19 protein-coding genes and 1 riboswitch are annotated in these 21,929 nt (G+C 74.5%); of the genes, 14 read left to right on the top strand and 5 right to left on the bottom strand.

Annotated features, from left to right (window positions below):
• Window positions 1-283 (top strand): hypothetical protein (locus tag AB0B48_RS20690; protein WP_357203880.1); only part of this gene is annotated, 283 nt, incomplete at its 5' end.
• Window positions 284-295: 12 nt separating this feature from the next.
• Here the strand turns inward: AB0B48_RS20690 and AB0B48_RS20685 are convergent.
• The gene (locus AB0B48_RS20685) at window positions 296-1,012 is read right to left on the bottom strand and encodes an MBL fold metallo-hydrolase (RefSeq protein WP_357203878.1); all 717 of its coding nucleotides are present in this window, start codon (window positions 1,010-1,012) and stop codon (window positions 296-298) included.
• 341 nt (window positions 1,013-1,353) lie between these two features.
• Window positions 1,354-1,483: riboswitch (cobalamin riboswitch) on the top strand.
• Between the two features lie 84 nt (window positions 1,484-1,567).
• Between AB0B48_RS20685 and AB0B48_RS20680 the strand changes: the two genes are divergently transcribed.
• The 13 genes from AB0B48_RS20680 to cobA all read left to right on the top strand — a co-directional run bounded on the left by AB0B48_RS20680 (window position 1,568) and on the right by cobA (window position 18,054).
• A complete protein-coding gene (locus AB0B48_RS20680) occupies window positions 1,568-1,726 on the top strand; it encodes a hypothetical protein (protein ID WP_357203876.1) in 159 nt (52 codons plus the stop codon).
• Window positions 1,727-1,795: 69 nt separating this feature from the next.
• Complete coding sequence (gene cobN / locus AB0B48_RS20675; RefSeq protein ID WP_357203874.1) at window positions 1,796-5,464, top strand: cobaltochelatase subunit CobN; 3,669 nt, start codon at window positions 1,796-1,798, stop codon at window positions 5,462-5,464.
• The gene (locus tag AB0B48_RS20670) at window positions 5,461-7,707 is read left to right on the top strand and encodes a magnesium chelatase subunit D family protein (protein ID WP_357203872.1); all 2,247 of its coding nucleotides are present in this window, start codon (window positions 5,461-5,463) and stop codon (window positions 7,705-7,707) included. The genes cobN and AB0B48_RS20670 overlap by 4 nt, the downstream gene beginning before the upstream one ends.
• Before the next feature lie 87 nt (window positions 7,708-7,794).
• Window positions 7,795-8,406, top strand: a complete 612-nt coding sequence (gene cobO, locus AB0B48_RS20665) for a cob(I)yrinic acid a,c-diamide adenosyltransferase (protein WP_355007415.1) — start codon at window positions 7,795-7,797, stop codon at window positions 8,404-8,406.
• Window positions 8,400-9,755 carry a cobyrinate a,c-diamide synthase gene (locus AB0B48_RS20660; RefSeq protein WP_357203869.1) on the top strand — a complete coding sequence of 452 codons (1,356 nt, stop codon included), beginning with the start codon at window positions 8,400-8,402 and terminating at the stop codon, window positions 9,753-9,755. The genes cobO and AB0B48_RS20660 overlap by 7 nt, the downstream gene beginning before the upstream one ends.
• Complete coding sequence (gene cobI, locus AB0B48_RS20655; RefSeq protein ID WP_357203867.1) at window positions 9,752-10,525, top strand: precorrin-2 C(20)-methyltransferase; 774 nt, start codon at window positions 9,752-9,754, stop codon at window positions 10,523-10,525. Before AB0B48_RS20660 ends, cobI begins: the two co-directional genes overlap by 4 nt.
• On the top strand, window positions 10,522-11,346 hold the full coding sequence (cobM, locus tag AB0B48_RS20650; RefSeq protein ID WP_357203865.1) for a precorrin-4 C(11)-methyltransferase: 825 nt from the start codon (window positions 10,522-10,524) through the stop codon (window positions 11,344-11,346). The genes cobI and cobM overlap by 4 nt, the downstream gene beginning before the upstream one ends.
• Window positions 11,343-12,494, top strand: coding sequence for a cobalt-precorrin-5B (C(1))-methyltransferase (locus tag AB0B48_RS20645; RefSeq protein WP_357203863.1), 1,152 nt, complete (start codon window positions 11,343-11,345; stop codon window positions 12,492-12,494). The genes cobM and AB0B48_RS20645 overlap by 4 nt, the downstream gene beginning before the upstream one ends.
• Window positions 12,491-13,828 carry a precorrin-6y C5,15-methyltransferase (decarboxylating) subunit CbiE gene (gene cbiE / locus AB0B48_RS20640; RefSeq protein WP_357203861.1) on the top strand — a complete coding sequence of 446 codons (1,338 nt, stop codon included), beginning with the start codon at window positions 12,491-12,493 and terminating at the stop codon, window positions 13,826-13,828. Before AB0B48_RS20645 ends, cbiE begins: the two co-directional genes overlap by 4 nt.
• Entirely contained in the window at window positions 13,825-15,552 is a 1,728-nt protein-coding gene (gene cobJ / locus AB0B48_RS20635; protein WP_357203858.1) for a precorrin-3B C(17)-methyltransferase, read from the top strand. Before cbiE ends, cobJ begins: the two co-directional genes overlap by 4 nt.
• A complete protein-coding gene (locus tag AB0B48_RS20630) occupies window positions 15,540-15,764 on the top strand; it encodes a 4Fe-4S binding protein (RefSeq protein WP_357203856.1) in 225 nt (74 codons plus the stop codon). Before cobJ ends, AB0B48_RS20630 begins: the two co-directional genes overlap by 13 nt.
• Window positions 15,761-16,357 carry a precorrin-8X methylmutase gene (locus tag AB0B48_RS20625; RefSeq protein WP_357203854.1) on the top strand — a complete coding sequence of 199 codons (597 nt, stop codon included), beginning with the start codon at window positions 15,761-15,763 and terminating at the stop codon, window positions 16,355-16,357. Before AB0B48_RS20630 ends, AB0B48_RS20625 begins: the two co-directional genes overlap by 4 nt.
• A complete protein-coding gene (gene cobA / locus AB0B48_RS20620) occupies window positions 16,354-18,054 on the top strand; it encodes a uroporphyrinogen-III C-methyltransferase (protein ID WP_357203852.1) in 1,701 nt (566 codons plus the stop codon). The genes AB0B48_RS20625 and cobA overlap by 4 nt, the downstream gene beginning before the upstream one ends.
• Before the next feature lie 3 nt (window positions 18,055-18,057).
• Here cobA and AB0B48_RS20615 read toward each other — a convergent pair whose 3' ends face one another.
• From AB0B48_RS20615 to crcB, 4 genes are all read right to left on the bottom strand, one after another.
• Complete coding sequence (locus tag AB0B48_RS20615) at window positions 18,058-20,211, bottom strand: FtsX-like permease family protein (RefSeq protein WP_357203850.1); 2,154 nt, start codon at window positions 20,209-20,211, stop codon at window positions 18,058-18,060.
• On the bottom strand, window positions 20,208-20,888 hold the full coding sequence (locus tag AB0B48_RS20610; RefSeq protein WP_357203848.1) for an ABC transporter ATP-binding protein: 681 nt from the start codon (window positions 20,886-20,888) through the stop codon (window positions 20,208-20,210). The genes AB0B48_RS20615 and AB0B48_RS20610 overlap by 4 nt, the downstream gene beginning before the upstream one ends.
• Entirely contained in the window at window positions 20,885-21,409 is a 525-nt protein-coding gene (locus AB0B48_RS20605) for a PadR family transcriptional regulator (protein WP_091398392.1), read from the bottom strand. The genes AB0B48_RS20610 and AB0B48_RS20605 overlap by 4 nt, the downstream gene beginning before the upstream one ends.
• A 115-nt stretch (window positions 21,410-21,524) precedes the next feature.
• Window positions 21,525-21,887 carry a fluoride efflux transporter CrcB gene (gene crcB, locus AB0B48_RS20600; RefSeq protein WP_357203846.1) on the bottom strand — a complete coding sequence of 121 codons (363 nt, stop codon included), beginning with the start codon at window positions 21,885-21,887 and terminating at the stop codon, window positions 21,525-21,527.
• Between the last annotated feature and the right edge of the window lie 42 nt (window positions 21,888-21,929).

Raw genomic sequence — 21,929 nt, 5'->3', positions numbered from 1 at the left:
GGACCGGGAGGCGACCCGCGAGGACCTCGCGGCGCTGGAGGCGTTCGTCGCCAGCCGGCGGGGCGTGGAGTTCTACCTGGAGCCGGAGACCACGGCGACGGACACCACGGTGGTGGCGATCGCCCACGACGGTGAGTGGATCCGCCGGCGCACCGGCACGCCCAGGGCGGCCGGGGCGATTGCCCGCAAGCACGCGGTGCCGCTGTACGAGGCCGGGCGCACCGGCTACCCGGAACGGATGCGGACCTGGAGCCGGGCGCACCCGGAACGCCACGCCCGCTGAGGGCCGCCGGGCTCAGGTGTCGTCCACGGCCGTGCGGGCCTGCTCGAACGTCACCGGCTCCGCGTGGCTGGAGACGTACCAGTGGTAGTCACCGTCGAGTAGTCGCCGGATCAGGTCGAGATCGAGGCCATCCTCCGGCTGGCGCAGGTGCGCGGGCGGCGGGTAGAAGCAGTCGCCCAGCAGCATGACGCCCGAGTCCGGCACCAGCACAATTGTCGAGTCCGGCGCGTGCGTGCCTCCGACGTGTCGTAGCTCGACGCCCACTGGCAACTCGTCGACATCGGTGAACGTCCGGGTTGGTGGCAGGATCGCAAAATCCTCCCAGGAGTCCATCGCGCGTGCCCGCCCCCGAAAGCTCGGGCCGAGACGAGGGTCGGCGCGTACCCGCTCGTCCAGATAGTGGTGGCTCCACGGCTGTGCGGCTTCGGCGCGCAGCAGCGGCACAGCCGTCTCATGCCCGACGATCTCCACGCCGGGCCAGGCGCAGGCTCCCCAGACATGGTCCCAGTGGTGGTGGGTGTAGACGAGCCAGCGTGGCTTCGGAAGTCCGGCTGCGGTGAGCGCGGCCTGGATGCCGCGGGCACGCGCGGGGCTCTGCCCGGCGTCGATCATCACACTGCCGCGCTCGTCGGCCACGACGGCGACGCCGGCCTGGACCGCCTCGGGCTCGGAGTCGCCCGGACAGATCCAGACACGACCCGCCAGGTGGTGGAACTGCGGAGCGACCATGGTAATCGATCTCCGAGATTGATCGCGGATCACGGGCGTGGTGTCGCCGATCCTAGGTCAGCGCACCGCAGGGCACCGTCCCGCCGGACGATCGGCGCAGGCCACGACGCCTTAGACCGCCCTTTGCTCTGCTTACCTATGTGCACCGGTGACGCTCCGTGTCTGGTGCAGATAGGTAAGCAGAGCAAAGGGCGGCGCACATTGATCTGTGGCGTCGCGTGGTGCGGAGCCCCGCCTGCATCGATCGCCAAGCTTCGATGGCTGGTGTCCGCCTGGCGGGGCCGGGGCGGCGTTGACCGGCGGCGGAGGGGTGTGGCAGCATTCGCGGCCTGACGGCAGTGAAGGAAGTCGGTGCGAATCCGACGCGGTCCCGCCACTGTCACCGGGGAGCGATCCCCCCTCGTGAGTCACGGCCGTGTGTCTGCGGTTGGAAGGCCGGGGGAGAGCGTCGATCCGGAAGCCAGGATACTTCGGCCGTCGGGATGTACCCCAGGGCGTGGACACCCGAGGAGGACCCGATGACGCACGGCGTCTCTGTCACCGACGATCACCGTCGTGAGCCGAGCGGCGGACGCCCCGCCGCGCCCCGACCCGGCCGCGCCGCCGCGCCGGCATCCGCACGCTCCCGCGCCGTTCACCGCTGAGTTCGACACCGCGCCACCCGTCGCCGCCGGCCCCGCGTCGGTGAGTCGCCCGGGTCGCGGTGCCTGCTGAACCCCGCGCCCATCCTTCGTCGCCCGATCGCCTCGGCGAACGCGCCGACGTCACTTTCCGGAGCCTGCCGTGCGCATCCTGCTGCTGTCCACCGCCGACACCGACCTGCTGGCCGCCCGCGCCAGCGGCGCCGACTACCGGTTGGCCAACCCCGCCCGAGTCGCCGCCGAGGAGGTGCCCGCCCTGCTCGACGGGGTCGCCCTCGTCGTCGTACGCCTGCTCGGCGGTCGGCAGGCGTGGCCGGACGGTCTTGCCGCGGTGCTCGCCACCGGCGTGCCGACTGTCGTGCTCGGCGGTGAGGCGCTGCCCGACGCGGAGCTGATGGCCATCTCCACAGTGCCGTCCGGGGTCGTCACCCAGTCGCTGGCGTACCTCGTGGAGGGCGGCCCGGACAACCTCGGACAGTTGGCCCGGTTCCTCTCCGACACGGTGCTGCTCACCGGCGAGGGGTTCGCCGCACCCGCGCCCACCCCGGCGTACGGCGTGCACGGCGACCACCCCGCCGACCCGGATCGGCCCACAGTGGGAATCGTCTTCTACCGGGCGCACGCCCTCGCCGGCAACACCGGATTCGTCGACGTGCTCGCGGACGCGGTCCGCCAGGCCGGCGGCAACCCGCTGCCGATCTTCTGCGGCTCGCTGCGCGGGCTGACCGCGGGCGCCGGACCACTCGGGCTCTTCGCCCGCTGTGACGCGCTGCTGGTCACGGTGCTCGCGGCCGGCGGCGCGGTCGCCGCCGACGCCTCCGGTGGCGGCGACGAGGACGCCTGGGACGTCGGCGCCCTGGCCGCCCTGGACGTGCCGGTCATCCAGGCGCTCTGCCTCACCAGCACCCGCGCGCAGTGGGCCGACAGCGACGCCGGCCTGTCCCCGTTGGACGCCGCCATGCAGGTGGCCATCCCCGAGTTCGACGGCCGGATCGTCACGGTGCCGTTCTCGTTCAAGCAGATCGACGCGGACGGGCTCTCGGTCTACGCCGCCGATCCCGAGCGGGCCGCGAGGGTCGCCGGGATCGCGGTACGCCACGCCCGGCTGCGGTACGTGCCGCACGCCGACAAGCGCATCGCCGTGGTGCTCAGTTCGTACCCCACCAAGCACTCCCGGGTCGGCAACGCCGTCGGGTTGGACACCCCGGCGTCGGCGGTCCGGCTGTTCGCCGCGTTGGCCGAGGCCGGCTACGACCTGGGTGACGCGCCGCCGCCCGACGACGGCGACGCGCTGATCCACGCGCTGATCGCCGCCGGTGGTCACGACGTGGAGTGGCTCACCCCGGAGCAGTTGGCAGCGGCCGAGGCCCGGATACCTGGGCCGACGTACCAGCGGTGGTTCGACCAGGTGCCGGCCGAGCTGCGCGAGCGGATGCGGGAGCACTGGGGTGAGCCGCTGGGCGAGCTGTACACCGAGGGCGGGGACATCGTGCTCGCCGGGCTGCGCTTCGGCAACGTGGTGCTGCTGATCCAGCCGCCCCGCGGCTTCGGGGAGAACCCGATCGCCATCTACCACGACCCGGACCTGCCGCCGAGTCACCACTACCTGGCCGCGTACCGCTGGCTGACCGCGCCGGTCGCGGACGGCGGCTTCGGCGCGGACGCCGTGGTGCACCTGGGCAAGCACGGCACCCTGGAGTGGCTGCCCGGCAAGGGCCTCGGCCTGGCCGCCGACTGCGGGCCCGACGCGGTCCTCGGCGACCTGCCGCTGGTGTACCCGTTCATCGTCAACGACCCCGGTGAGGGCACCCAGGCCAAGCGGCGGGCGCACGCCGTGGTCGTCGACCACCTGGTCCCGCCGATGGCCCGCGCCGAGACCTACGGCGACCTGGCCAAACTGGAACAACTGCTCGACGAGTACGCGACGGTGCAGGCGCTTGACCCGGCCAAGGTGCCCACCGTACGGGCCCAGATCTGGGACCTGGTGCGCGCCGCCGAGCTGCACCACGACCTGCACGCCGAGGCGATGCCCGACGCGGACGACTTCGACGACTTCGTGCTGCACCTCGACGGGTACCTGTGCGAGGTCAAGGACGTGCAGATCCGCGACGGGCTGCACATCCTCGCCGACGCGCCCACCGGCGAGCCCCGGGTCAACCTGGTCCTCGCGGTGCTGCGCGCCCCGCAGATCTGGGGCGGCGCCCGCGCCCTGCCCGGCCTGCGACAGGCCCTCGCCGTCGCGTACTCCCTCGACGAGCAGGAACTGCTCGCGTCGCCGGGACAGCGACTGGCGCTGCCCGAGGCGCTGACCGACGTGGTGGACGGGCCGGCCGGCACCGCCGCCGACGCGATCGACCTGATCGAGGCTCTCGCCCGGCGACTGGTCGTCGGCATGGAGACCCTGGACTGGGCAGTGGACGCCATCGACGCCGTGGTGACGGAGGTGACCGGTCGGTCGATGCCGGACGTCGCCGCGGTGCTGCACTTCGCCGCCACCGAGCTGGTGCCCCGACTGGACCGGACCACCGACGAGCTGACCAACACCCTCGGGGCGCTGGACGGCAGGTTCGTGCCGCCCGGCCCGTCCGGCTCACCCACCCGGGGCCTGGTCAACGTGCTGCCCACCGGCCGTAACTTCTACTCCGTCGACCCGAAGGCCATCCCCAGCCGCAACGCCTGGGACGTCGGGGTGGCCCTCGCCGACTCACTGCTGGCCCGGCACCTCGCCGACACCGGCGAGTACCCCCGTTCGGTGGGGTTGACCGTCTGGGGCACCAGCGCGATGCGCACCCAGGGCGACGACATCGCCGAGGTGCTCGCGCTGCTGGGCTGCCGGCCGGTCTGGGACGACAGGTCCCGGCGGGTGACCGGCATCGAGGTGGTGCCGACCGTCGAGCTGGGCCGCCCGCGCGTCGACGTCACGGTGCGGATCTCCGGCTTCTTCCGCGACGCGTTTCCGCACGTGGTGGCGCTGCTCGACGACGCGGTCCGGCGGGTCGCCACTCTGGACGAGCCGGACGAGGAGAACTACCTGCGGGCGCACGTCGCCGCCGACCTCGCCGAGCACGGCGACGAGCGGCGGGCCACCGCCCGGATCTTCGGGTCCAAGCCCGGCGCGTACGGCGCTGGGCTGCTGCCCCTGATCGACGCCCGGACCTGGCGCAGCGACGCCGACCTGGCCGAGGTGTACGCGGTGTGGGGCGGCTACGCGTACGGCCGGGGCCTGGACGGGCGGGAGGCGCGCGCCGACATGGAGCGCTCGTTCGCCCGGATCGCGGTGGCGGTGAAGAACCAGGACACCCGTGAGCACGACATCGTCGACTCCGACGACTACTTCCAGTACCACGGCGGAATGGTGGCGATGGTCCGCCACCTCACCGGCACGTCACCACAGGCGTACGTGGGTGACTCGGCGATGCCGCACGACGTGCGCACCCGCACGCTGGGTGAGGAGACCCGGCGGGTGTTCCGGGCCCGGGTGGTCAACCCGAAGTGGATCGCGGCGATGCGCCGGCACGGCTACAAGGGCGCGTTCGAGCTGGCAGCCACAGTGGACTACCTGTTCGGTTACGACGCCACCGCCGGTGTGGTCGACGACTGGATGTACGAGCACCTGGCCGCCGCGTACCTCTTCGACGAGACCACCCGGGAATTCCTGGAGCAGTCCAACCCGTGGGCGTTGCGCGGCATCACCGAACGCCTGTTGGAGGCCGCCGACCGGGGGCTGTGGGCCAAGCCGGAGCCGGCCACCCTGGACCGGCTGCGCGACACGTACCTGGCCAGTGAGGGCGACCTGGAGGACCGGGCATGACCGTGACCACGACCTACCCGTTCAGCGCGGTGCTCGGCATGGCCGACATGCGGCTGGCGTTGCTGCTCAACGCGGTCTCCCCGGCGATCGGTGGGGTGCTGGTCCGGGGTGAGAAGGGGACCGCCAAGTCCACCGCCGTGCGGGCCCTCGCCGCGCTGCTGCCCCCGGTGCGGCGGGTCGCCGGCTGCCGTTTCGGCTGTGACCCGGCCGAGCCCGACCCGGCGTGCCCGGACGGCCCGCACCCGGCCGACGTCGCCGCCGAGACCCGTCCGGCCCGCCTCGTCGAGCTGCCGGTGGGCGCCGCCGAGGACCGGGTGGTCGGTGCGCTGGATCTGGAGAAGGCGATCGGCGAGGGGGTACGCGCCTTCGAGCCGGGCCTGCTCGCCGCCGCGCACCGAGGTGTGCTCTACGTCGACGAGGTCAACCTGCTGCACGACCACCTCGTCGACCTGCTGCTCGACGCGGCGGCGATGGGCCGCAGCCACGTCGAGCGGGAGGGCGTCTCGGTCAGCCACGCGGCCCGGTTCCTGCTGGTCGGCACGATGAACCCGGAGGAGGGGGAGCTGCGCCCGCAGCTGCTCGACCGGTTCGGGCTCACTGTGGAGGTGGGCGCCAGCCGGGACCCGGAGATCCGGGTCGAGGTGGTCCGCCGCCGGCTGGCCGCCGACGCGGACCCGGTCGGCTTCGCCGCCCGCTGGGCCGACGCCGACGCGGAGATCGCCGACCAGGTGGCTGCCGCCCGCCGCCGACTTCCCGGGGTACGACTGCCGGACGCCGCGTTGCGGCAGATCGCCGAGGTGTGCGCGGCGTTCGACGTGGACGGGATGCGGGCCGACATCGTCACCGCCCGTACCGCCCTCGCCCACGCCGCCTGGCACGGCCGGGACCGGGTCACCATCGACGACGTCCGGGTGGCGGCCCGGTTGGCCCTGCCGCACCGCCGCCGCCGCGACCCGTTCGACACCCCGGGGCTGGACGAGAAGCGCCTCGACGAGGCGTTGCAGCGCGCCCAGGACGCTCACCCCGACGACCCGGACGACGCCGGCCCCGACGACCGCGGCCCCGACGACCGCGGCCCCGACGGCAGTGACCCGGACGGCGGCCCGCAGGGCGGTGGCCCGGCCGGGGGCGGTGGCCCGAACGGGGGCGGCCCGCAGGGTGGCGGCCCGCAGGGAGACGACCGCAGCGGCGACGGCGTCGACCAGGGTGAACCGGGTTCGGCGGAGCACCCGACGGCGCGTGATGGCGCTGGCACCGACGGGCCGGACGGCACCGGCGGCTGGCCGCAGCGCCAGCCGGGCGACCGGGACGACGACGGTTGGCCGCAGCACCAGCAGGCCGATCGGGGTGACGACGGCAGGGACTCGCGCCTGCGCGGTGGCGGGCATTCGGCGACCGGTGCCGACGACCCGACCCGCGGCGGGGAGTCCCAGCCGGTGGCCGTACCCCGGGGTGGGTTGAGGGCGCGGGTGCTCACCGCGCCCGGCCTGGGTGACGGGGTGCCGGGCCGACGGTCTCGGGCCCGCACCGGGCGGGGGCGCACCACCGGCGCCCGGGTACCGGCGGGTCGGGTCGGCGCGCTGCACCTGCCGGCCACGATCCGCGCCGCCGCGCCGCACCAGGCGGCCCGGGGCCGGCTCACCGGTCCGCTGCGACTGCGCCGCGACGACCTGCGCGAGGCGGTTCGTGAGGGGCGCGAGGGCAACCTGGTGCTGTTCGTGGTGGACGCGAGCGGCTCGATGGGCGCGCGGCAGCGGATGGCCACTGTGAAGGACGCGGTGCTCGCCCTGCTCACCGACGCGTACCAGCGGCGGGACAAGGTCGCGGTGATCGCGTTCCGGGGTGCCGGCGCCCGGACCCTGCTGCCGGCGACCTCGTCGGTGCTGGCCGCGTCGACCCGGCTGGCCGAACTGCCGACCGGTGGGCGTACGCCGCTGGCCGAGGGGCTGCTCGCCGCCGCGGACCTGTTGCGGGTGGAGCGCCTGCGCGACCCGAAGCGCCGCCCACTGGTCCTCATCGTCACCGATGGGAGGGCCACGGCGGGCACCCGGCCGCTGGACCGGGCGGCAGCGGCGGCAGCGGTCCTGTCCGCCACCGGCGCGCCGTGCGTGGTCGTCGACTGCGAGACGGGTCCGGTCCGCCTGCACCTGGCCGCCCGCCTGGCCACCCAGCTCAATGCCCCAAGAACTCCCCTGGAAGCCCTCACCCACCCCCGCGATCTTGCACTTCCTGTCGCGGCATAAAGGGCGAAGTGCACATATGACCAACAGAAACTGCAAGATCGCGGAAGAGGCGGGCACGGGAGTGGCCGCGGGACGGGGGACGGTCTGATGCCGCAGGGACAGCCGAGTTCGGTGCCGCAGGACGGGTTGACGACCCGGCAGCGGCGGCACCGGCCACTGCTGATCGTCCACACCGGGCAGATGAAGGGGAAGTCGACGGCGGCCTTCGGGCTGGCGTTGCGGGCCTGGACGGCCGGTCTTCCGGTCGGGGTGTTCCAGTTCGTCAAGAGCGCCAAGTGGCGGGTGGGGGAGGAGAACGCCTTCCGGGCGCTCGGCGAGGTGCACGAGCGCACCGGCCAGGGCGCGCCGGTGGCCTGGCACAAGATGGGCGAGGGCTGGTCCTGGATCCAGCGCGGCGGCGACGCCGACCACGCCGCCGACGCCCTGGAGGGCTGGCGGCAGATCCAGCGCGACCTGGCCGCCGAGCGCTACGGGCTGTACGTGTTGGACGAGTTCACCTACCCGATGAAGTGGGGCTGGGTGGACGTCGACGAGGTGGTCGCCACCCTGGCCGACCGCCCCGGCTTCCAACACGTCGTGATCACCGGCCGGGACGCCGACCCGCGCCTGGTCGCCGCCGCCGACCTGGTCGCCGAGCTGACCAAGGTCAAGCACCCGATGGACGCCGGCCAGAAGGGCCAGAAGGGCATCGAGTGGTGAGCGCGCACTGGGAGCTGCCCCGGGTGGTGGTCGCCGCCCCGGCCAGCGGCCACGGCAAGACCACTGTGGCCACCGGGCTGCTCGCCGCGCTGCGCCGGCGAGGCCTGACGGTCAGCCCGCACAAGGTCGGGCCCGACTACATCGACCCCGGCTACCACGCCCTCGCCGCCGGGCGGGCAGGGCGCAACCTCGACCCGTTCCTCGTCGGAGCCGACCGGATCGCCGCACTGCTGCGACACGGCGCGAGCGTCCCCACGCCCGCCGACATCGCCGTGGTCGAGGGCGTCATGGGCCTGCACGACGGCGCGGTGGGCCGCCGCGACTTCGCCTCCACCGCGCACGTCGCCCGGCTGATCGAGGCACCCGTGCTGCTGGTGCTGGACACCACCGCGCAGGGCCGGTCGGCCGCCGCGCTCACCCTCGGCATGGCCGCGTTCGACCCGGCGGTACGGATCGGCGGGGTGATCCTCAACCGGGTCGGCTCACCCCGGCACGAGACGCTGCTGCGTGACGCCCTCGCCGAGGTGGGCGTACCGGTGCTCGGGGCGGTGACCCGCGCCGCCGAGGTGGCCGCGCCGGCACGGCACCTCGGGTTGGTGCCGGTCGCCGAGCGGGCACCCGAATCCGTCGCGATCGTCACCGCGCTCGCCGAGCTGGTCGAGGCCACAGTGGACCTCGACGCCGTGCTCGACCTGGCCCGGACCGCCCCGCCGCTGACCACCCCGGCGTGGGACCCGGTCGCCGCCGTCGGCGGGCCGGTCGGCCTCGAACGACCACGGGTCGCGCTCGCCGGTGGCCCGGCCTTCACCTTCTCGTACGCCGAGACCGCCGAACTGCTCACCGCTGCCGGCGCGGACGTCGTCACCGTCGACCCGCTGCGCGACCCGGCCCTGGCCACCGGCACCCGGGCGGTGGTGATCGGCGGGGGCTTCCCCGAGGCGTACGCGCAGGCGCTCGCCGACAACACCGCGCTCCGCGCGGAGCTGGCCGACTTCGACGGGCCGATCGTTGCCGAGTGCGCCGGGCTGCTCTACCTCGGGCGTTCCCTGGACGGCGTACCGATGTGCGGTCGGCTGGACCTGACCGCCCGGATGACCGACCGGCTCACCCTCGGCTACCGGGAGGCCCTCGCCGTCACCGACTCCCCGGTGGCGCGCGCCGGCGAGCCGGTACGCGGCCACGAGTTCCACCGCACCACCACCGACCCGGGGTACGGCGACGCACCGGCGTGGCAGTGGAACGACACCCCGCACGGCTTCGTGGCCGGCCGGGTGCACGCCTCCTACCTGCACACCCACTGGGCCGGTCACCCGGACGCGGCCCGCCGACTGGTCGAGGCGGCCCGATGAGCGCCACGCTCACCGGGGTCGGCGTCGGCCCGGGCGACCCGGAACTGCTCACCGTCAAGGCGGTGCGGCTGCTGCGCGAGGCCGACCTGGTCTTCGTACCCGTGATGGCGGACCGGGTCGCGCCCACCGCGCCCGTCGACGCGACGCCGCCGGGTGCGGACGCCGGGCGGGCCGAGGCGACAGTGCGGGAGCACGTCACGACCGACCGGCTGCGCCGGCTGCCGTTCGCGCTCGACGACCGGGGCGGGGTCACCCCGCGCCGGGCGGCGGCCTGGGACGACGCCGCCCGGGTGGTGGTCGAGGCGATCGACGCGGGCGCGCGGTCGCTGGCGTTCGCCACCATCGGCGACCCCAACGTCTACTCCACCTTCGGTTACCTGGCCCAGAGTGTCCGCGCGCTGCGCCCGGCGGTGCGGGTGGCGACAGTGCCCGGCATCACCGCCATGCAGGAGCTGGCGGCGCGCAGTGGCACCCCGCTCTGTGAGGGACGCGAACCGCTCACCCTGCTCCCGGCCACCGCCGGCCTGGCGCTCTTCGCCGACGCCCTCGCCGGGCCGGGCACCGTGGTGGTCTACAAGGGCTGGCGGCGGCACCCGGAACTGCTCGCCGAGCTGCGCCGGCAGGGTCGCCTCGCCGACGCCGTGCTCGGACGCGGCCTGGGGCTCCCCGGCGAACGCGTCGGCCCGGTCGACGACACCGGGCACGACCTGCCGTACCTGTCGACGCTGCTGGTTCCGGCCCGCCGCGAGCACCGAGGAGGAAAGCTGTGACCAGCGACGGCACCGTGTGGTTCGTCGGAGCCGGCCCGGGGGCGGCGGACCTGCTGACCCTGCGGGCCGCCCGGGTGATCTCCGAGGCGGACATCGTGATCTGGGCGGCCAGCCTGGTGCACGCCGACGTGCTCGACCACGCCCGCCCCGACGCGGAGATCGTCGACTCGTCGCAGCTGCCCATCGAGGGTGTGCTGCCGCTCTACCAGCGCGCCGCCGAGCAGGGGCTGACAGTGGCCCGGATCCACTCCGGAGACCCGGCGCTGTGGGGCGCGGTGCAGGAGCAACTGGACCTGTGCCGGGCGCTCGGCCTGGCCGTCGAGATCGTGCCCGGGGTGTCCTCGTTCACCGCCGTCGCGGCGATCATCGGGCGGGAGCTGACAGTGCCCGAGGTGGCCCAGTCGGTCATCCTCACCCGCCTCGAAGGCGGCAAGACCCCGATGCCGCCCGGCGAGCGGGTCCGGGACTTCGCCCGGCACGGCACCACGATGGCGCTGTTCCTCTCCGCCGCCCGCTCCGGGCAGGTGCAGGCCGAACTGCTGGCCGGCGGCTACCCCGACGACACGCCGGCCGTGGTGGCGTACCAGGCGACCTGGCCCGACGAACTGGTGGTGCGCTGCACCGTCGGCGCCCTGGAGGCGACGGTCAAGCAGCACAAGCTGTGGAAGCACACTCTCTTCCTGGTCGGCCCGGCCCTCACCGCCGAGGGCACCCGCTCGCACCTGTACCACCCCGGGCACTTCCACACCTTCCGCCGGGCCGAGCCGACCGCCCGCGCCGAGCTGCGCCGCGCCCGCGCCGGAGAAACAGAAACCCCATGACGTACGCCGAGCCGCCGCTGCGCGAGCCGGACCTGCCGCGTACCGCGAAGGTCCGGCCCACAGCGCTGCGCACCGGCTGGACCACCGGCGCGTGCGCGACGGCGGCGGCGAAGGCCGCGGTCACCGCGCTGGTCACCGGCAGCACCCAGCAGGAGGTGGAGATCGGCCTGCCGGCCGGTCAGCGGGTGCGGTTCCCGGTCGAGCGCTGCGAGGTGACCGGCACCCCACCGGTCCGGGCCGAGGCGGTGGTGGTCAAGGACGCCGGGGACGACCCGGACGTCACCCACGGCGCCGAGCTGACCGCCACGGTGAACTGGACCGACGTGCCCGGCCTGCGGCTGGCCGGCGGTGCCGGTGTCGGCACGGTCACCAAACCCGGCCTCGGGCTCGCGGTCGGCGGCCCGGCGATCAACGACACCCCCCGCCGGATGATCGGCGACGCCGTGGCCGAGGTGGTCGACCTCAGCGAGGTCGGAGTCCGGGTGGTGATCAGCGTGCCCCGGGGCGAGATCATGGCCCGCAAGACCACCAACCGTCGCCTCGGCATCCTCGGTGGCATCTCGATCCTCGGCACCACCGGGATCGTCCGCCCCTTCTCCACCGCGTCGTGGCGGGCCAGCGTCGTGCAGGCCGTGCACGTGATGGCCGCCCAGGGCGAGCCGACAGTGGTGCTCTGCACCGGTGGGCGTACCGAGCGGGCAGCCCGTACGCTCCTGCCCGACCTGCCCGAGGTCTGTTTCGTCGAGGTCGGCGACTTCACCGGGGCCGCGGTGACCGCCGCGGTGGGTGACGCCATGACCGGTGTGGTCTTCGTCGGCATGGCCGGCAAGCTCGCCAAACTGGCGGCCGGCATCCTGATGACCCACTACACCCGCTCCAAGGTGGACCTCTCCCTGCTCGGCGCGGTGACCGCCGAGGCTGGCGGCGACCCGTCGCTCGTCGCCGCCGTGACCGAGGCGAACACCGGGCGACACGCGTACGAGCTGTGGGAGGCCGCCGGGCTGCTCGCCCCGGCCGGCGACCTGCTCTGCCAGCGGGTCCAGGCGGTGTTGCGGCGCTTCGCCGGGCCCACGGTGACAGTGGACGTGGCGATGGTCGACTTCGCCGGAGCGCACGTCGTCGCCTCGTCCGGCCGGTGGCCCCGATGACACGGATGGCCTCGGCGACGCCACCCGCCCCGGCGACCGCCGTGTCAGTGGTCGGCCTGGACGCGGCGGGCGCACCCCCGCACCCCGCGCTCGCGCCGGTGCTGGCCACCGCCCGGCTGGTGGTCGGGGCCGCCCGGCACCTGGCCGCGGTGCCCGTACCGGCCGGCGCGGACACCATCGCCCTCGGGCCGCTCGCCCCCGCCCTGCGCCGCCTCGCCGAGGCCGTCGACGCCGGGGTGCCGGCCGTGGTGCTGGCCAGCGGCGATCCCGGCCTGTTCGGCATCGTCCGGCGGCTGCGCGCGGCCGGGCTGCCGCTGCGGGTGGTGCCGGCGGTCTCCAGTGTGGCCGCCGCGTTCGCCCGCGCCGGGCTGCCCTGGGACGGCGCCGCCGTGGTCACCGCGCACGGCCGCGATCCGCGCCCGGCGTTGAACGCCTGCCGGGCGCTGCCACTGGTCGCGGTGCTCACCGCGCCCGGCGCCGGCGCGGCCGAGCTGGGCGCCGGCCTGATCGGCTGGTCCCGCCGCCTGTTGGTCGCCGAGCACCTGGGCACCGCCGCCGAACGGATCCGCGCGGTGACCCCCGAGCAGGCCGCCGCCGAGACCTGGGCCGACCCGCACGTCCTGCTCAGCCTCGCCGACCCGGTACCGGCCGGGTCCGCGCCCGCCGACGCCGCGCCCGCCGGGTCCACGTCAACCCCCGCCGCGCCCGTCTGGCCCGCGGACGCCCCGCCCTACCGGGGTACGGCCGGTATGCGCGCCGACAACCAGCCCGCCGCCGCGCCGGCCGGTGGCTGGGCGCTGCCGGAGGACCGGTACGTCCACCGCGACTCCATGATCACGAAGTCGGAGGTGCGCGCCCTCGTCGTCGCCCGGCTGCGCCCCCGACTGGGCCGGCTGATCTGGGACATCGGGGCGGGCAGCGGCTCGGTCGGCATCGAGTGCGCGTTGCTCGGCGCGGCAGTGCTCGCCGTCGAACAGGACGCCGACGCCGGTGCCACCATCCGGGCCAACGCCGCGGCGCACGCCGTGCACGTCCGACTGATCAGCGGACGTGCCCCGGCGGCGCTGGCCGGCCTCCCCGAGCCCGACGCGGTCTTCGTCGGCGGTGGCGGTGTCGACGTCCTCACCGCCGTGGCGGCCCGCCAACCCGAGCGGGTGGTGCTCACCCTGGCCGCACTGGACCGGGTCGCACCGTCCGTGGGTCTGCTACGCGCCGCCGGCTACACGGTCGAGGGCAGCCAGCTCTCCGCCGCCCGCCTCGCCGACCTGCCGGGCGGGTCGATCCGCCTCGCGGCCACCAACCCGGTGGTCGTCCTCACCGGGGAGCGCCAGTGACCGAACAGAACCCGCCCGCCCGGATCGGCCTGGTGGCGGCCACCGCAGCCGGCCGCCGGCACGCCGACACAGTGACCGCCGCCTGGCCGCACGCCCGGCTGGTCGAGGGGGAGACCGTCGCCGACGCGCTGCGGACCGCCTGGGCCATGTGTGACGCGGTCATCGCGTTCCTGGCCACCGGGGCGGTGGTACGGATCGTCGCGCCGCTGCTCGACGACAAACGCACCGACCCGGCGGTGGTGGTCGTCGACGAGGCCGCCCGGCACGCGGTGGCGCTGCTCGGTGGGCACGCCGGCGGGGCCAACGCCCTCGCCGAGCAGGTCGCCGCCCTGCTGGACGCCCGACCGGTGATCACCACCGCCACCGACGCGGTCGACCTGCCGGGCCTGGACACCCTCGGCTGGCCCGTGCAGGGTGCTGTCGCCGCGGTGTCCCGGGCCATCCTGGACGGCGAGCCGGTCCGGCTGATCGCCGACGCCGACTGGCCGCTACCCGCCCTGCCCCCGAACGTGCGCCCGGCTGACGAGGACCCGACGGACGACGGGTACCGGCTGCTGGTCACCGACCGGGTCGTGTCGCCCGACGAGCGGACCGCCGTGCTGCGGCCGCCGTCGCTGGTCGCCGGCGTGGGCGCGAGTCGGGGCGTACCCGCCGCCGAGGTGGCGGAGCTGCTGCACCGGGTGCTGGCCGAGGCCGGCCTCGACCCGGCGAGCCTGCGCTGCCTGGCCACCGCCGACATCAAGGCCGACGAGGCGGGCATCCGCAGCACCGTCGACGCGCTCGGCGTACCCCTGGTGACCTGGCCGGCGACGCGGCTGGCGGCGGTCGACGTGCCGCACCCCAGCGAGGTGGTCCGGGCCGCGGTCGGCACGCCGAGCGTGGCGGAGGCCGCGGCCCTGCTCGGCCCGGACGGCCGGGCCGACGACGCGATGCTGCTGGTGGGCAAGACCGCGACGGCGATGGCCACCGTCGCCGTGGCCCGGCACGCGCCACGTGGCCGGCTGGCCGTCGTCGGCCTCGGGCCGGGCGCCGCCGACCTGCGCACCCCCCGCGCGGTCGCCGAGCTCCGTCGCGCCGCCGTGGTGGTCGGCCTCGACCAGTACCTGGAGCAGGTCCGCGACGTGCTCCGCCCCGGCACCCGGGTGCTCTCCAGCGGGCTCGGCGCGGAGGAGGCGCGGGCGCGCGCCGCCGTCACCGAGGCCGCCGCCGGCCGGGCGGTCGCGCTGATCGGCTCCGGCGACGCCGGGGTGTACGCGATGGCAAGCCCGGCCCTGGAGTACGCCGACGAGCGGATCGAGGTGGTGGGCGTCCCCGGGGTCACCGCCGCCCTCGCTGCCGGGGCGCTGCTCGGCGCGCCTCTCGGCCACGACCACGCCTATGTGAGCCTGTCCGATCTGCACACCCCGTGGGACGTCATCGAGCGGCGGGTCACCGCCGCCGCCGAGGGCGACTTCGTGACGCTCTTCTACAACCCGCGCAGCCGGGCCCGCGACTGGCAGCTCGGCAAGGCGCTCGGCATCCTCGCCGCGCACCGGTCACCGGACACCCCGGTAGGTGTGGTGCGCAACGCCAGCCGCCCCGGCGAACGGGTGCACCTCGCCACAGTGGCCACACTCGACCCGGCGATCGTCGACATGTACAGCGTCGTGGTCGTGGGCAGCAGCGACACGCGGCTGGTCGCTGGCCGGATGGTCACACCCCGGGGGTACCGGTGGCGTTCGTGACGGTCGACGCCTGCCAGGGCTGCGGCGCGTGCCTGCTCACCTGCCCCACCCACGCGATCCGACCGGTCGCCGGTGGCCTCACGGTCCGCGACGACCGGTGTACCGGCTGCCTGGAGTGCCTGGAGATCTGCCCCGTCGACGCGATCCGCGTCGTCGCTGACCCTGACGCGATCCGCGTCGTCGAGCCCGACCCCTGTGAAGGAGCCCGATGAGCCGGGTCGTGCACCCCATCGAGGCCGAGTCGTACCGCATCCTGCGCGAGCGCGTCGACCTGTCGCACCTGCCGCCGCTGACCCGCGCGGTGACCGAGCGGGTGGTGCACGCGAGCGCCGACCTCGCCTACGTCGACGAACTGGTCTGCGACGAGGCCGCCCTGGAAGCGGGGCTGACGGCGCTGCGCGCCGGGGCGCCCGTGGTCACCGACGTGGCGATGGTCGCCGCCGGCATCACCCAGGCCGGCCTGGAACTGGTCTGCCCGGTCGCCGAGCCGGCCGCCACCGCGCTGGGCCGCTCGGCCGGGATCACCCGCTCGGCGGCGGCCGTCCGGATCGCAGTGGAGCGGGTCGGGCCCGGGGCGGTCTGGGTGGTCGGCTGCGCGCCCACGGCGCTTGTCGAACTGCTCACAGTGGACGCCGCACCGGCGCTCGTGGTGGGCCTGCCGGTCGGCTTCGTGGGTGCCGCCGAATCGAAGGCGGCGCTGCGGGCCAGCGGCCTGCCCGCCGTGTCCAACGTGGGGGAGAAGGGTGGCTCGGCGGTCGCCGCCGCCGCCCTCAACGCCCTGCTCTACGTCGAGGAGAAGTCATGACCGGGTTGGTCATCGTCGGGCACGGTACGCGCAGCGCGGCCGGGGTCGAACAGTTCGCCGCTCTCGTCGAGCGGGTCCGCGCTCGCGGTGACATCGGCGACGTCGAGGGCGGCTTCATCGAGCTGTCCCGTCCCCCGCTGACCGACGCGGTCGGCGCTCTCGTCGCCCGGGAGCACCGGGCGCTGGTGGCGCTGCCGCTGGTGCTCACCGGCGCCGGTCACGGCAAGGGCGACATCCCCGCCGCGATGGCTCGGGAGCAGCAGCGCCACCCCGGGCTGAGCTACCGCTACGGCCGCCCGCTCGGCCCTCACCCGCTGCTGCACGAAGCCCTCGAACAGCGCATCGACGCCGCCCTGTCCGGCGCCGACCGGCCCGATACGGTGCTGTCCGGTGCCGACCTGGCCGGCACGGGGCCGGCTGGTGCCGACCGGGCCGACACGTGGGTGGCGTTGATCGGGCGGGGGTCCACCGACCCGGACGCCAACGCCGAGGTCGCCAAGGTCGCCCGGCTGCTCTGGGAGGGCCGCGGCTACGCGGGCGTGGAGCCGGGGTTCATCTCCCTGGCGCAGCCGTCGGTGCCGGCCGTGCTGGAGCGCCTGCGCCGCCTCGGCGCGCGGCGGATCGTGGTGGCACCGTACTTCCTGTTCGCCGGGGTGCTGCCGGACCGGATCCTCGCCCAGTCGGCGGAGTTCGCCGCCGCCCACCCCGACCTGGACGTCCGCGTCGCCGAGGTGATCGGCGACTGTGACGCCCTCGCCGACCTCGTCCTGGAGCGGTACGCCGAGGCGCTGGGCGGGGACATCAGGATGAACTGCGACACCTGCGCGTACCGGGTGTTGATGCCCGGCTTCGCCGACAAGGTGGGCCGCCCGCAACGCCCGCACGACCACCCCGACGACCCGGTCGGCCACCACCATCACCATCACGGGCACGACCACCACGACCACGCACACCACGACCACGGCTCGGTCGCCGTGGTCGGCGGCGGGCCGGGGCCCGACGACCTGATCACGGTACGGGCGAAGGCGCTGCTCGACGCCGCTGACGTCGTCGTGGTCGACCGGCTCGCGCCGCAAGGGCTGCTCGCCGGGCTGCGCCCCGACGTGCTGGTCGTCGACGCCGCGAAGGTGCCCCGTGGCCCGTCGATGGCCCAGGAGGCGATCAACGAAGCACTGGTGTCGCACGCCCGCGCCGGCCGCCGGGTGGTCCGGCTCAAGGGCGGTGACCCGTACGTCTTCGGGCGCGGCCACGAGGAGGTGCAGGCCTGCGTGGCCGCCGGCGTGCCGGTGACTGTGGTGCCCGGGGTGAGCAGCGCGCTCGCCGCACCGGCCCTCGCCGGCGTGCCGGTGACGCACCGGGGCGTGGCGCACGACGTCACGGTCGTGTCCGGGCACCTGCCACCCGGGCACCCCGACTCGCTCGTCGACTGGGCGGCGCTGGCCCGGGCCCGGGGCACCGTCGTGCTGCTGATGGCCGTCGACACCATCGCCAAGATCGCGACCGTGCTGATCGAGCACGGTCGTGCCCCGGAGAGCCCGGTGCTGGCCGTGCAGGACGCCGGGCTGCCCGACCAACGATCGGTGCCCGCCCGGTTGGACGAGATCGGCGCTGTCGCCGCCCGGGAGGGCGTCGGCCCACCCGCCGTCTTCGTCCTCGGCCCGGTGGTAGCTCTCACCACCACCGGGCCGACGGGGTGACCACTACTCGCTGCGGGCGGTCTCCGGGCCGGTGATCCGTTCCAGCAGCGGCAGGGTGGACGCGATGACGCCGAGACAGGCCGCCAACCCGACGACGACGATCACGTAGAACCCCGGCCGAGGCGCGACGAGGGTGTAGCCCATCTGCGCCCGGAGGAACAGGTGGGCGGCGAGGAGGCCCATGCCGATGGCGACGGCGGCGACGGCGAGCATCGGCACGGCGCTCTCCAACGCCACCACCCGACGCAGTATCCGCACCGGAGCCCCGCTGAGGCGCAGCAGGCTGAACGGGCGTCTGCGCTCGGTGAGACCACCGATGACGCTGACCGCCAGGCTGCACCCGCCGAGCGCGAGGCTGGCGATGATGATGACGTTGGCCAGTTGCTCCCAGCCGCGCAGCGTGTTCGCGAAGTCCGACTCGAAGTCACCGGGCACGTTCGGCCCCACCCAGAAGGTCGGGAAGGCGACCTCCAGCACGGTACGGGTGCGCTCGACGGCGGCGGCGGAACCGTCCGTGCCGACGACCATCGCCCCGACCGGTAGCCGTTGGAGTTCGTCGAGGGTGAGCGACGCGGCCGGCCAGACCGTCGCGGACGACGCCGACTCCCGCCAGCGGCTGAGGCCCAACGGCACCTCGATGACGCCCGCGCCGTCGGCGCACCGACCGTATTCGCTCGGGAGGTCGGTGCACGCGATCACCCCGACCTCGCCTGAGTCGGTCACCACCGGGTTCTCGCGGATGGCGGTCGCGGAGCGCACCCCGGTGATCGCCCGCAGCTCGGCGAAGAGCGTGTCGGGCACCGACGCTGTCCCCTCGTCGAAGACGGTGGTCACCGTGCCCGCGTCGGTCGAGCCGGTGGGCGCCGGGCCGCGGTTGGCGACGATCGTGGTGATCACGCCGACGGACACGCTCGTGACGAAGAGCGCGAGCATGATGCCGCTGATCGCCCGGAAGCCGGCCTTCGGGTTGTCGGCGAGGCGTCGCGCGGCGATGAGCGAGGCCGGGCGGTTGGCGTACCGGGCCATGACCCGGGCGCCGACCATCGTCAACCAGGGACCGGCGAACACCAGGCCGGCCATGATGAGCAACAGGCCGGGCAGGAACACCGCCGCCTGGCCGTCGGACGTCTCGGGCCGGAAGCCGATGGCAAAAACCAGCACGGCGACGCCGAGCACCATCGGGATCAGCCGGTACGCGCGCGGTGGACGGGGGGTGACCCGTCGGGTGACGCCCAGCGGCGAGATCCGTACCCGGCGCAGCGAGATCTGGGCCGCCAGCGCCGCGCCGGCCGGGACGCCGAGCGCCACCAGCAAAATGTCCCCCCCCGTGAGGGACATGTCGCCGGGGAAGAACGGCATACCGGTGAACGGGATGCTCGCGAGCGGGTCGCGGAAGGCGTAGAACAGGCCGAAGCCGACGGCGGTGCCGACGACGGCGGCGAGGCCCGCCTCCACGGCGGCGACCAGCGAGATCTGCCGGGGTGTCGCGCCGACCAGGCGCATCGCGGCGAACCGCTGCTCCCGGCGGGCGGCGCTGAGCCGGGTGGCGGTGCCGATGAAGATCAGCACCGGGAACAGCAACCCGCCGGCGACCACACCGAGGATGAGGTTCACGGTGGTTTCGGGAAGGGCGGGGGTCTCGCCGATGCTGGTGACCTTCTGCGCGTTGGGCAGTTGGGCGACCTGGTCGGGGGTGCCGCCGGCGATGACGAGCAGGGTGTCCGGCGAGGTCAGCGCGGCCGGTCCGACGGTGCCGAGGTCACGCCCCGGGTAGCGGTCGCCCAACTGGTCGGCCGGGTGGGCGGCCAGCAGTTCGCGGAACGCTGGCGAGGCGTAGTACTCGCCGGGGCCCGGGGTGGTCGGGATACCGACCGGGGTGGGCGCGGTCGAGCCGGTCGCGGCGACGTCGATGCGGATGATCTGCTTGCCGTGGAAGTAGTCCTGCCGGTTCGACCACCACAGCGGGTCGGCGTCGCCGGCCGAGGCGCTGGGATACATCGACGCGTACCGGGTGAGCTGGGAGTTGACCGCGTTGACCCCGGCGAGGGTGGTCAGCAGCAGCCCGCTGCCGATCGCGACGGCGGCGGCGATGACGACCAGGCGGGTGAGCGCTTCACGTCCGCCGGCCACGGCGAGGCGGAGCCCGAAGCGGATCACGAGGCGATCCGGGCCGGCGCGTTGACGCGTCCGTCGCGGACCATGACCTCGCGGTCGGCGTACGCGGCGATCCTGGCCTCGTGGGTGACCAGGATGACGGTGGTGCCCTGCTCACGGGCCGCGCTGACCAGCAGGTCCATCACCTGCTCGCCGGTGAGCGAGTCGAGCGCGCCGGTCGGCTCGTCGGCGAAGAGCACCTGCGGCTCGGCGACCAGGCCCCGGGCCAGGGCGACGCGTTGCGCCTGCCCGCCGGAGAGCTCGCCCGAGCGCCGGTGCTCCAGGCCGTCCAGACCGAGGCGCGCGAACCAGGCAGTCGCCTTGGGCAGCGCCTGCTTACGGTGTACGCCGCTGAGCAGCAGTGGCAGCGCGACGTTCTCCACAGCGGTCAGCTCGGGGACGAGTTGACCGAACTGGAACACGAAACCGAACCGGTCCCGGCGCAGGCTGCTGCGTTCGGTCTCGGCCATGGCGTGCACCCGGGCGCCGTCGAAGAGGATCTCGCCGGAGTCGGGCACCAGGATGCCGGCCAGGCAGTGCAACAGGGTGGACTTGCCCGAGCCGCTGGGGCCCATGACGGCGAGGATCTCGCCCGCCTCCACGGCGACGCTGGCACCACGTAGGGCCGGCGTCTGACCGAAGGAGAACTCGACGTCGCGCGCTTCGATCACGACGCTCACGGCCGTACCTCTTTCCGGAGGGCGTCCAGGCGGGCGCCGGTCATCTCGATCCATCGGAGGTCCGCCTCCAGGTGGTAGAGGCCGTGGTCGGCGAGCAGCGCGTCGACCAGGCTGCCGGCGCGCTTGATCTCGGTCAGCTCACGCATCCGGTGCAGGTGCGCGCTGCGCTGGGTGTCGAGGTATTCGGCGGCCGGCCGGTCCAGCATCAGCGCGAGCACGACCTTGGCGAAGAGCACCGTCTGCAGGTGCGGTTCCGGGTCGACCGGTTGGGTCAGCCACTGCTCGACCTCGGTCGCGCCGACGTCGGTGATGATGTAGCGCTTGCGGTCGGGGCCGGAGCCGGGAGCGACGTCGCTGATCACCACCTTGCCGTCGCGGGCCAGTCGGCTGAGGGTGGAGTAGACCTGGCCGAACGGCAGTGGCTTGCCCCGGCCGAAGAAGGCGTCGTAGTCGCGCTTCAGGTCGTAACCGTGGCTGGGCTCGCGTTCGAGGAGGCCGAGAAGGGTCAGTGGCACGCTCATGCCAGCAGACTACACCGAGGGTATACCCCGCGTATATACCCTCGGTGTGTTGTGGATCGCGCCTGGGCCAGGCGTTGGTGGAGATCGAATCGGGCGCGGCGCGGCCGGTGTGCGGTCAGCCGGTCAGGGTGCGGGCCAGGGCGTAGCCGGTGGTGGCCGCGGTGAGCCCGGCGGCCACGCTGCCAAGCACGTTGGCCAGCGCGAGGAGCCGATGACCGTCTCTGGTCAGCCGCAGCGTCTCGTAGCTGAAGGTGGAGTAGGTGGTCAGCGCGCCGCAGAACCCGGTGCCGAGCAACGCGCTCACCGCCGGGCCGGCCGGCCATCCGACCAGGACGCCCAGTAGCAGCGACCCGGCCACGTTGACGAGCAGCGTGCCCCAGGGGAACACCGAGCCATGCCGGGACTGCACGGCCCGGTCGGTGAGGTAACGCAGCGGCGCGCCGACCGCCGCGCCCAGTGCGATGAGCAGGACGGTCATCGGGTGACCCGACGCAGCAGCCCGGCGGTGACGGCGTCGCCC

This window comes from Micromonospora sp. NPDC049089, from assembly GCF_040648775.1.
In the GTDB taxonomy this organism is placed as follows: Bacteria; Actinomycetota; Actinomycetes; order Mycobacteriales; family Micromonosporaceae; genus Micromonospora.
This window is presented reverse-complemented; position numbering and strand designations above follow the sequence as displayed.

What these genes read in the sequence shown, in the direction of transcription:
- AB0B48_RS20685 (WP_357203878.1), bottom strand. Translation starts at nt 1,012, where the DNA reads ATGGTCGCTCCGCAGTTCCACCACCTGGCGGGTCGTGTCTGGATCTGT.
- AB0B48_RS20670 (WP_357203872.1), top strand. Translation starts at nt 5,461, where the DNA reads ATGACCGTGACCACGACCTACCCGTTCAGCGCGGTGCTCGGCATGGCC.
- cobO (WP_355007415.1), top strand. Translation starts at nt 7,795, where the DNA reads ATGCCGCAGGGACAGCCGAGTTCGGTGCCGCAGGACGGGTTGACGACC.
- cobI (WP_357203867.1), top strand. Translation starts at nt 9,752, where the DNA reads ATGAGCGCCACGCTCACCGGGGTCGGCGTCGGCCCGGGCGACCCGGAA.
- AB0B48_RS20645 (WP_357203863.1), top strand. Translation starts at nt 11,343, where the DNA reads ATGACGTACGCCGAGCCGCCGCTGCGCGAGCCGGACCTGCCGCGTACC.
- cbiE (WP_357203861.1), top strand. Translation starts at nt 12,491, where the DNA reads ATGACACGGATGGCCTCGGCGACGCCACCCGCCCCGGCGACCGCCGTG.
- AB0B48_RS20625 (WP_357203854.1), top strand. Translation starts at nt 15,761, where the DNA reads ATGAGCCGGGTCGTGCACCCCATCGAGGCCGAGTCGTACCGCATCCTG.
- cobA (WP_357203852.1), top strand. Translation starts at nt 16,354, where the DNA reads ATGACCGGGTTGGTCATCGTCGGGCACGGTACGCGCAGCGCGGCCGGG.
- AB0B48_RS20605 (WP_091398392.1), bottom strand. Translation starts at nt 21,409, where the DNA reads ATGAGCGTGCCACTGACCCTTCTCGGCCTCCTCGAACGCGAGCCCAGC.
- crcB (WP_357203846.1), bottom strand. Translation starts at nt 21,887, where the DNA reads ATGACCGTCCTGCTCATCGCACTGGGCGCGGCGGTCGGCGCGCCGCTG.